Genomic DNA, 9981 nt, shown 5'->3' on the forward strand with positions numbered 1-9981 from the left:
GCCACCAGGCGTCCAGGAAGCCGAGGAAGTCGTCCTCGGTGGAGATGTCCTCGTCGAACCCCTCGCGCGCCTCGGCGGCCAGTTCGGGGTCGGCCCCGGCCCCCACCACGGTGTGCAGCTCGTCGACGAACAGCAGGATCCTGCCCGAGGCGGCCTTGACCTCGCTGAGCACGGCCTTCAGTCGCTCCTCGAACTCGCCGCGGTACTTCGCCCCGGCGACCAGGGACCCCATGTCGAGGGCGAAGACGGTCTTGTCGCGCAGCCCCTCGGGGACGTCGCCGCGCACGATGCGCTGGGCCAGGCCCTCGACGATGGCGGTCTTGCCGACGCCCGGGTCGCCGATGAGCACCGGGTTGTTCTTCGACTTGCGGCTGAGGATCTGGGTGACCCGGCGGATCTCGGCGTCCCGGCCGATGACCGGGTCCAGCTTGCCCGAGCGGGCCTCGAGGACCAGATCGCGGCCGTACTTCTCCAGCGCCTCGTACGCCACCTCGGGGTTGGCGGAGGTGACCCGCTGGCTGCCGCGGACCTGGGTGAGGGCGCTGAGGAACGCCTCCTTGGTGACGCCGTGTTCCTTGAGCACCCGCCCGGCCGCGGTGGCGGATCCCTCGTCGATCAGGGCCAGCATGAGGTGTTCGACGGAGACGTACTCGTCCTTGAGCCGCTTGGCCTCCTGCTCGGCGGTGTCCAGCAGCTTGGCCAGGCGCTGGGTGACGAAGACCTGCCCCGGGCCGGCGCCGGGGCCGGTGACCTTCGGCTTGCGGGCCACCTCGGCCTCCAGCATCGTGCGCAGCGCCGTGGGGTCGGCGCCCACCTGGTCGATCAGCCGGGGCACCAGGCCCTCGGGCTGGTCGAGGAGGGCGAGCAGCAGATGTTCGCCGTCGACCTCGGTCTGACCGAGCCGCAGGGCCTTGGTCTGGGCGTCATGGAGGGCTTCCTGGGACTTCTGGGTGAGGCGGTTCATGTCCATGGGGGTTGATCACTCCTCGCGCCGCCGCGGCGCAGTGCGGCCTCGAGCCGGCCGATACGGTCGAGCAGATCGAGCACCAGGCCGATGGACGCGTAGTTCAGACACAGTCCGGTGCGCAGCCGCTCCACACGGGCCAGCGTCGCCGGGGCGGTCAGGGGGAACACCAGCCGCCCCGCGGCGTCGCGCCGCGCGTCGACCAGGCCCAGGGCGACAAAGCGCCGGACCAGTTCGGGATGGAGCCCGGCGCGGTCGGCCACGGTCTCCAGCGTGAGCGTGCGCGCGGGTACCAGGGCGTAGTGGACGGAGACCGCGGGCGAGGGCCTGGTCGTGGGGGACTTCGGTGGGTGGGCGGTCATCGCGCGCTCCTGGGGTCGAAGGAGGAGGTGCCGGCGAGCTCTTCGAACAGTTCGCGCTCCCGGTCGGTGAGGCGCGCCGGCACCATGACGCGGATCTCGGCGTACAGATGGCCCTCGGGGCCGCCGGGGTTCGGCATGCCCTCGCCGCGCAGCCGCAGCCGGCGGCCGCTGGAGGACCCGGCGGGGACCGTGACCTTTGCGGTGCCGCCCGGGGTGGGCACGGGGACGGTCGCGCCGAGCGCGGCCTCCCAGGGGGTCAGCGGGAGGGTGACATGGATGTTCCGGCCCTCCAGCCGGAACCGCGGATGGGGCTGGATCCGCGCCCGCAGATACAGGTCCCCGGCCGGGGCGTCACCGCTGCCGCGGCCGCCCTGTCCGGCCAGCCGGATGCGCTGCCCGTCGACGACGCCCGGCGGGACGTCGACCTCGAAGGTACGCTGCCCCGAGGGCCCGGCCAGCGTCATGGAGCGGCGGCCGCCGCGGTAGGCGTCCTCGACGGTGAGCGACAGTTCGGCCTCCTGGTCGGCCCCGGGCACATTGCCGCGTCCCGCCGCGCGCCCGGCGCCGCCGCCGAAGAACGAGCCGAACAGGTCCTCGAAGTCGACGCCCGCTCCCTGTGCGTCCTCGCCGAAGTCCCGGACGACCCGTACCCGGCCGCCGTCCCCCGAGGTCGTCCAGCCCCGGAAGCCGCCCCCGCCGAAGCCCTCTCCGGCGCCGGCGACGACGCGCTCCTCCCAGTCCTCGGGGATCTTGCGGAAGTCGTCGCCGAACCGGTCGTAGCGGGCCCGGGTCCCGGGGTCGGAGAGCACGCTGTAGGCGTCGTTGAGCTCCTTGAACCGCTCCTCGGCCGCGGGGTCCTTGTTGACGTCCGGGTGGTGCTTGCGGGCCAGTTTTCGGTACGCCTGCTGGATCTCGTCGGAGCTCGCGCCCCGTGAGACCCCCAGCACCTCGTAGTAGTCCCGTGCCATGGCCGGTCACTCCCGTTTGGCCACGGCGACGGCCACCGGCCTGAGTTGGTTGTCGGTGTCCCCGTAGCCGGGGCGCAGCACCTGGACCACCGTCCCCGGTTCCGCTTCGGGGTCGTCGACCACGCCGACCACCTCGTGGCGGGCCGGGTCGAACGGCACCCCCGTCTCGTCCTGGCGTGCGTAGCCGAGCCGGGCGAGGGCATCCACGGCCTGGTCGCGTACGGCCTTGACGCCTTCCACGATGGTGGCGGGGTCGGCCTCGGCGTGGGAGAGGGCGAGTTCGAGGTTGTCGATGACGGGCAGCAGCGCCGTGGCCGTACGGGCCCGCTCGGCGGCCCGTTCCCGTTCCAGCTCCCTGGCGTGGCGCTTGCGTAGATTGTCCAGATCGGCCAGGGCGCGGCGCCAGCGGTCCTCCAACTCGGCCAGGGCCGCGGTGTACTCGTCCCCGGGCGGGGCGGGACCGTCGGCCGCGTCCGGTCCTGGCCCTTCCCCGCCCTGGCCGCGCGCCTCGGCCGTGCCCGGGGCGGGCAGATCCTGTACGGGCTCCGGCACGGCGCCCTCCGGCACCGGTTCGGGCTCCTGCGGACGGTGGGACATGGCAGCCGCCTAGCCTTTGTCGAACTCGGCGTCGACGACGTCGTCGCCGCCTCCGCCACCCTCGTCGGGGCCGGTCTGCCGGGCGCCCCCGGCTCCGGCCGTCGCATGCGCGGCCAGGCCCGCGTACACCTGCTGGAGCTCGGATATCAGCGGCCTGGCCCGGTCCACGCCCGCCTCGCCCCTGACCGCCTCACGGGCGTCGCCGACCAGCATCTCGGCGCGCGCCTTCTCATGGGAGGGCGCCGCGTCGCCCAGTTCGGCGAGGCGCTTTTCGACCTGATAGGCGATGGCGTCCAGCTCGTTGCGGGCGTCCACGGCCTGGCGCAGCGCCTGGTCCTCACCGCGGTTGCGCTCGGCCTCCTGGACCATGCGCTCCACATCGCCGCGGTCGAGGTTGCCGGTCTCGCTGATGGTGACGGACTGCTCCTTGGCGGTGTCCCGGTCCCGGGCGGTGACGTTGAGGATGCCGTTGGCGTCGATGTCGAAGACGACCTCGATCTGCGGTTCGCCGCGCGGCGCCGGGCGGATGCCGGTCAGCTGGAACCGGCCGAGACCCCTGTTGTCCGCGGCCCGCTCCCGTTCGCCCTGGAGGATCACGATGTCCACGGCCTGCTGGCTGTCCTCGGCCGTGGAGAAGGTCTCCGTGCGGCGCACCGGGATGGTGGTGTTCCGCTCGATGATCTTCGTCATGACCCCGCCGCGGGTCTCGACACCGAGCGACAGCGGTGTGACATCCAGCAGCAGGACGTCCTTGACCTCGCCCTTGAGCACCCCGGCCTGGATCGCGGCGCCCAGCGCCACCACCTCGTCCGGGTTCACGCTCATATTGGGCTCCTTGCCGCCGGTCAGCCTCCGCACCAGGGCCTGCACCGCGGGGATCCGGGTCGAGCCGCCGACCAGGATCACCTCGTCGATGTCGTTCTCGCCGACCTTGGCGTCGGCCATGGCCTGCTGGACCGGACCGAGACAGCGCTCCACCAGATCGGCGGTGATCTGCTCGAAGGTGGACCGCATGACCGACTCGGTCAGATGCTTGGGGCCCGAGGCGTCCGCGGTGATGAACGGCAGGTTGACCTGGGTCTGGGTCACCGAGCTCAGCTCGGTCTTCGCCTTCTCCGCGGCCTCGAAGAGCCGCTGCAGCGCCTGCGGGTCCCGGCGCAGATCGATGCCGTTGTCCTGCTGGAACTTGTCGGCGAGATGATCGACGAGCCGGCGGTCGAAGTCGTCGCCGCCCAGATGGCTGTCGCCCGCGGTGGAGCGCACCTCCACCACGCCGTCCCCGACATCGAGGACGGACACGTCGAAGGTGCCGCCGCCGAGGTCGAAGACGAGCACTGTCTCGTGTCCCTTCTTGTCCAGGCCGTACGCCAGGGCCGCCGCGGTCGGCTCGTTGATGATCCGCAGCACCTCGAGCCCCGCGATCTCGCCCGCGTCCTTGGTGGCGCTGCGCTGGGCGTCGTTGAAGTACGCGGGCACCGTGATGACCGCCTCGGTCACCCGCTCGCCCAGCTGTTTCGCGGCGTCGTCGGCGAGCTTGCGCAGCACCAGGGCGCTGATCTCCTCCGGCGAGTACAGCTTGTCGCGCACCTTGAAGCGCGCGAGGGACTGCTCGTCCGGGACGACGTCGTAGGCGACCGCCTTGGCCTCGTCGGGCACCTCGTCGTAGTGCCGGCCGACGAAGCGCTTGGCCGAGTAGATGGTGCCCTTGGGGTTGAGGATCGCCTGGCGCCGGGCCAGCTGACCCACCAGGCGCTCGCCGGCGTCGGTGAAGGCCACCACGGACGGGGTTGTGCGACCGCCCTCCGAACTGGGCACGACCGTCGCCTCGCCGCCCTCCCACGCCGCGATCACCGAGTTGGTGGTGCCCAGATCGATTCCGACTGCCTTGGCCATGAGGAACTCCTTGTGGGAAGCGGCGGCAGCGCGCAGCCGCGGAATGAACCCGTCTTCACCCGCCTTCCGGCCCCAAACGCCCAGCCTGGCAAAACGGGGCCCGGCACGCCTGCGCCTGCGGGGGCCAAAAACCGCGCTTAGGGTGGACCTGCTGGCACAGAACAGGCGCGTGGCCGGGCCGGTGGCCGCCCCGCCGGGCGGGTACCCGCGGGCCGGGACACGTTCTCCGAACCCGGATTCGTTCTCCGAACGCGGACGGAGCGACGGAATGACCTCAACAGCCTTCTCCCGCGAACGGCGTTGGGCCCAGGACCGACCCCTGACCCCCGAGGCACGCGGCCTGCTGCTGCGCTCCACCGCCCTCTTCGACAGCCGGGACGAGACCGAGATCCTGCACCGGGCGATGGCCCTGGTCGGCGAGGTCGGACCGGGGCGGGCCGAGGCCGGGTACCTCATGGTCGGCGGCGTGCTGACGCGCCACCGTACGACCGACGGCACCGACGGGCATCCGGCCGCCGCCCTCGACGAGCGGGTCCGGGAACTGGCCGGGCGGGACGGGCCGGTGCGGCTGTCCGGACGGGCCTGGGGCTGGGCGTACGCGCTGCGGGAACCGGGCGGTCTGCGCGGTCAGCTCGTGGTCGGCGCCGGGACCCCGCCCAGCGAGGACGACCGGTTCTGGCTCACCGCGCTCGCCCGGCAGACCGCGGCGGCCCTGTCCGGCGCGGCCGCGCACCGGCGGGAGCGGGAGCGGGCGGCGGAGCTGCGCCGGGCCCGCGCGGAGCAGCAGGCCGTCCGGGAGCGGCTGGAGTCCGTACGCGCCGAGCTCGAGCACGAGCGGGGGATCCTCGACACCCTCCAGCGGGCCGCCGTGCACGGGGACGGGGAGGCGGGCATCGCCGAGGCGCTGCACAAGATCACCGGGCTTGCCGCGGGGATCGAGGACCGGTTCGGGCATCCGCGGGCCTGGTCCGGCCCCGGGCGCCCGGACCCGTACCCCACGCCCGACCCGGCCCGCCACGAGGAGATGCTGCGGGACACCGCCCGAGGCGGGCATCCGGTACGGGTCAGGGACCGCCTGCTCGCGGTCGCCGCCCCGCGGGGCGAGGTGCTGGGCGCGCTGTTCCTGGCCGACCCCGAGGCGCGGGCGGACGCCCGCGCTCTGCTCGCCCTCCGGCACGCCACCGTGGCGCTCGCTCTGGAACTGGCGCATCAGCGCACGCTGGCGGAGGTGGAGCTGAGGCTGCGGCGCGATCTGGTGGAGGACCTGCTCACCGGCTCGGACGACACCAGCGCCTACGCCAGGGCCCAGGCGCTCGGCCACGATCTGCACGGTCCGCACCATGTGGTCGTCGTGCGGTGGGCGGAGCGGGCGGCCGACGACTCCTTCGTCCAGGCCGTCGACAAGTCGGCGGCGGCGCTCGGCATGCGCTCGCTGCCGGCCCGCCGGTCCGGCACGGTGGTCCTGGTGACCGACGGCAGGCCGCCCGGACGGGAGCTGTACGCCGCGCTCAGCCGGGAGGCCGGGACGGAGTCCGGCGCGATCGGTGTGGGCGGTCGCTGCGACTCCCCGGGAGAGATCCCGCGCTCCTATCGGGAGGCGCTGCGGGCGCTGGAGGTGCGGCGGCGCTCTCCCACGGCGTACGGGACGACCTTCTTCGAGGACCTGGGGCTCTACCGGATCTTGCGGGCCGGCAACGACTACCAGGAGATCGAGAGGTTCGTCCGGGAGTGGCTGGGGCCGCTGCTCGACTACGACTCCGCACACCGGACGGCCCTGGTGGCGACCCTGTCCCGGTACTTCGACTGCGGCGGCAACTACAGCCGGACCGCGGCGGCGCTCGTGGTCCACCGCTCCACACTGCGCTACCGGCTTCAGCGGATCCGCGAGATCAGCGGCTCCGACCTCACCGACGCCGAGACCCGGCTGAACCTTCAGGTGGCGACCCGCGTCTGGAAGATCATGAAGACCGGGCCGGACTGACCCGCGCCGATCCTCCGCGTCAGTCCTGTTCTCGCAGGAAGTCCGACAGCCCCTCCAACAGCCGGTCCACGTCCCCGGTGTCGTTGTACGGGGCGAGGCCCACGCGCAGCCCGCCGGTGTCGCCGAGCCCCAGCCGTCGGGACGCCTCCAGGGCGTAGAAGGAGCCGGACGGCGCGTCGACCCCGCGGGCGGCCAGATAGTGGTAGGCGTCCACGGTGTCGCGGCCCTCGATGGTGAGCAGCAGGGTGGGGGTGCGGTCGGCCGCGCGGGAGTGGACGGTGACCCGGTCCAGGCCGGCCAGCCCTGCTTCGATCCGCGTCCGCAGCGAGTCCTCGTACGCCTCCAGCGTGGTGAGCGCGGAGACCAGCCGCTCCCGGCGCGGGCCGTCCTGCCGCGGGCCGAGCCCGGCCAGGAAGTCGACGGCGGCCCGGGTGCCGGCCAGCAGCTCGTACGGCAGGGTGCCGAGCTCGAAACGCTCGGGGACGGCGTCCGTGGAGGGCAGCAGCTTGTCCGGGCGCAGGGTTTCCAGCAGCTCGGGGCGGGCGGCGAGCACGCCGTGGTGGGGGCCGAGGAACTTGTACGGGGAGCAGGCGAAGAAGTCCGCGCCCAGCGCTTCGATGTCGACGGGGGAGTGGGCGGTGTAGTGGACGCCGTCGACGTACAGCAGGGCCCCGGCATCGTGCGTCAGCCGGGCGATCTCGGCGATGTCGGGGCGGGTGCCCAGCAGGTTGGAGGCGGCGGTCACCGCGACGAGACGGGTGCGGTCGCCGAGCACGGTGCCGATGGCCTCGGGGGCCAGCTCGGCGGTGCCGGGGTCGAAGTCGGCCCAGCGGACCGTGGCTCCGGCCGCCGCCGCGGCCTGCGCCCAGGGGCGGATGTTGGAGTCGTGGTCCAGCCGGGTCACGACGATCTCGTCGCCTGGCCGCCAGGTCTTGGCGAGGGCGCGGGAGACGTCGTACGCGAGCTGGGTGGCGCTGCGGCCGAAGACCACGCCCGACGGGTCGGCGCCCAGCAGATCGGCGAGCGCCCGGCGGGCGCCGGACACGGTGGCTTCGGCGTTGCGCTCGCCGGGCGTGCGGGTGCCGCGGTTGGACAGCGGGCCCGCCAGGGCGTCGGAGACGGCCTCGATGACGGGCAGCGGTGTCTGGGTGCCGCCGGGGCCGTCGAAGTGGGCGGAGCCGGCCTTCAGGGCGGGGAACTCCCGGCGGACGGCGGCGATGTCGTAGTCGCCGGCATGGTCGCTCATGGTTTCTTCCTCCGGTCGAACCAGATGGTGGCCAGCGTGGGCACAAGACCCGCCCAGAAGAGGATCCGCGGCACGGTGCGCTCCGTCCACGGCATCTGCGAGATCAGCAGGGCGCAGAGCATCGCCCAGGCCGCCTGGGCGAGTACGACGCGGGCCCAGCTGCCGCGGCGCACCAGGGACCACACATTCAGTTGGACGCCGGTGCGCAGCCTGCGGTAGCGGCGCCAGGCGCCGAAGCCCCAGATCGCCGCCATCACCACCAGCACCCACAGCCGGTTGCCCAGCGACACCGGCAGCTCCCGCGCCGCCTCGCCGTCCTGCGGGAACAGATCGACCATGACGCCCGCGGCCGCCACGCAGATCAGCGCCAGCCAGCGGATACCGCGCAGCAGCCGGAAGGTGGCCCGGTCGAGGTCGTGGCGCAGCCCGGCGTTGTCCGGGGCGGCGGCGAGCGCGTCTGCGTACACCTCCGCGGCCTGCGCGGCCGTGGTGCCCGGCTTGTGCGCCTCCTGCATGCTCACCAGATACAGGGCCTGGTTGTCGGTGGGCTCCAGGCGGAGCACCTGGCGCAGCGCCCAGGTGTAGGTCTCGGTCTCGCCCGCGGCGCCGGCCGTCCGCCACAGCGCCTGGTACGCCTCCACGCTCTCCGGGTCCAGCCGCACCGCCTCCCTGGCCAGGCCCAGGGCCTCGGCGCGACGGGTCGGGTAGTACATCAGGAACTCGGCGAGCAGTGCGTGCGCGAAGCTGTTCTGCGGATCGACGCGCAGCGCCTGGCGCAGCGCCTCCTCCGCCTTGCGCCAGCGCTCCGGCTGCTCCAGGTGGTCCGCGCGGCGCAGCGCCTGGGCGTACATGTACAGCGCGCCGATGTCCTCGGGGGCGCGCTGAAGGGCCTCGCCGAGCGAGGTGAGCGCCTGCTCCACCTGGCCCGCCGCCAGCCGGCAGCGGCCGAGCTTCACCCAGGCCCGGATGTCGTCCGGGTCCTCGGCCAGGCGGCGGCCGAGCAGGGCCTGGGCCTGGTCGTACCGCTTGAGGTCGATGAGCGCGTCGGCCTGCTCGACGGCCGGGTGCAGGGTCACAGCTTCCGCCTCTTTTTCAGATACGCGAGCAGGTCGTCGTACATCCCGCCCTCGCCTGCGAACATGGCCACGTTGCGGGCGGCCGCGAACCACGGTTCGGTGGAGGGGACGGCCGACTTCGCCGCGCCCAGCAGGTCCTTCATACCGATCATGCGCACGGTGCCGGTGCGTGCCGAGTCGAGCAGCGCCGTCTCGGCCGCGGCCTCGCACACATGGGCCAGATCGGCGCCCGAGAGGCCGTCGGTGGCCTTGGCGAGCTTGCCCAGGTCGATGCTTTCGATGGGGCGGTCGCGCAGGTGGTAGCGGAGGATCGCCTCGCGGGCGGGGGCGTCGGGAGGCAGTACGAGCAGGGTGCGGTCCAGGCGGCCCGGGCGGCGCAGCGCGATGTCCACATCCCACGGGAGGTTGGTGGCCGCGAGTACGAACACACCGTCGTTCGCGGGGGCGTCGATACCGTCCAGCTCGGTCAGCAGCTGGTTCACCGTGTTGCGCATACCGCTGTTCTGGGTGCGGCTGCGCTTGCCGCCGAGGGCGTCCAACTCGTCGAGGAAGACCACACAGGGGGCCTGACGGCGGGCGGTGGCGAACACCTCGTGCATATTGCGCTCGGAGTTGCCGATCCACATGTCGAGCACATCGTTGATCGACACCGACAGAAACCCGGCGCCGAGCTCTCCGGCCACGGCGCGCGCGATGAAGGTCTTGCCGCAGCCGGGCGGCCCGTACAGCAGCAGTCCGCCGCGCAGGCTCTTGCCGTACAGCTTGCGCAGTTCGGGGTTGCGCATCGGGGCGAGGAAGGCCGGTCGGTCTTCGGCGCACCCACCCCGTGCGCTGTCGTCGAGCGAGCGAGCCGCAACTGGCCGCCGGCGGATCCCGGGGGCCGGACAGACGGAG

At 73.0% G+C, this 9981-nt stretch carries 9 protein-coding genes; 1 reads left to right on the forward strand and 8 read right to left on the reverse strand.

The window, feature by feature from the left end; translation table 11 throughout:
- The 5 genes from ACWDSL_RS49265 to dnaK all read right to left on the reverse strand — a co-directional run.
- The coding region (locus tag ACWDSL_RS49265; protein ID WP_450495779.1) for a Clp protease N-terminal domain-containing protein at positions 1-970 on the reverse strand (970 nt) is incomplete at its 3' end.
- Positions 961-1326, reverse strand: a complete 366-nt coding sequence (locus ACWDSL_RS49270) for a chaperone modulator CbpM (RefSeq protein ID WP_450495781.1) — start codon at positions 1324-1326, stop codon at positions 961-963. The genes ACWDSL_RS49265 and ACWDSL_RS49270, both read right to left, overlap by 10 nt.
- Complete coding sequence (locus ACWDSL_RS49275; protein WP_450495783.1) at positions 1323-2294, reverse strand: DnaJ C-terminal domain-containing protein; 972 nt, start codon at positions 2292-2294, stop codon at positions 1323-1325. The genes ACWDSL_RS49270 and ACWDSL_RS49275 overlap by 4 nt, the downstream gene beginning before the upstream one ends.
- Positions 2295-2300: 6 nt before the next feature.
- Positions 2301-2891 carry a nucleotide exchange factor GrpE gene (locus ACWDSL_RS49280; protein WP_450495785.1) on the reverse strand — a complete coding sequence of 197 codons (591 nt, stop codon included), beginning with the start codon at positions 2889-2891 and terminating at the stop codon, positions 2301-2303.
- 9 nt (positions 2892-2900) lie between these two features.
- Positions 2901-4784, reverse strand: a complete 1884-nt coding sequence (gene dnaK, locus ACWDSL_RS49285; RefSeq protein WP_450495787.1) for a molecular chaperone DnaK — start codon at positions 4782-4784, stop codon at positions 2901-2903.
- 268 nt (positions 4785-5052) lie between these two features.
- Here dnaK and ACWDSL_RS49290 point away from each other — a divergent pair, with 268 nt between their 5' ends.
- The gene (locus ACWDSL_RS49290; RefSeq protein ID WP_450495789.1) at positions 5053-6765 is read left to right on the forward strand and encodes a PucR family transcriptional regulator; all 1713 of its coding nucleotides are present in this window, start codon (positions 5053-5055) and stop codon (positions 6763-6765) included.
- 19 nt (positions 6766-6784) lie between these two features.
- Here the strand turns inward: ACWDSL_RS49290 and ACWDSL_RS49295 are convergent, their stop codons facing one another.
- From ACWDSL_RS49295 to ACWDSL_RS49305, 3 genes are all read right to left on the reverse strand, one after another.
- Positions 6785-8011 (reverse strand): cysteine desulfurase-like protein, encoded by a 1227-nt coding sequence (locus ACWDSL_RS49295; protein WP_450495791.1) that lies wholly within the window; start codon positions 8009-8011, stop codon positions 6785-6787.
- Positions 8008-9087 carry a TPR domain-containing protein gene (locus ACWDSL_RS49300; RefSeq protein WP_450495793.1) on the reverse strand — a complete coding sequence of 360 codons (1080 nt, stop codon included), beginning with the start codon at positions 9085-9087 and terminating at the stop codon, positions 8008-8010. Before ACWDSL_RS49300 ends, ACWDSL_RS49295 begins: the two co-directional genes overlap by 4 nt.
- Positions 9084-9981: ATP-binding protein (locus ACWDSL_RS49305; RefSeq protein ID WP_450495795.1), on the reverse strand; the 898-nt coding region annotated here is incomplete at its 5' end. The genes ACWDSL_RS49300 and ACWDSL_RS49305, both read right to left, overlap by 4 nt.

Source organism: Streptomyces sp. NPDC000941, assembly GCF_053599555.1.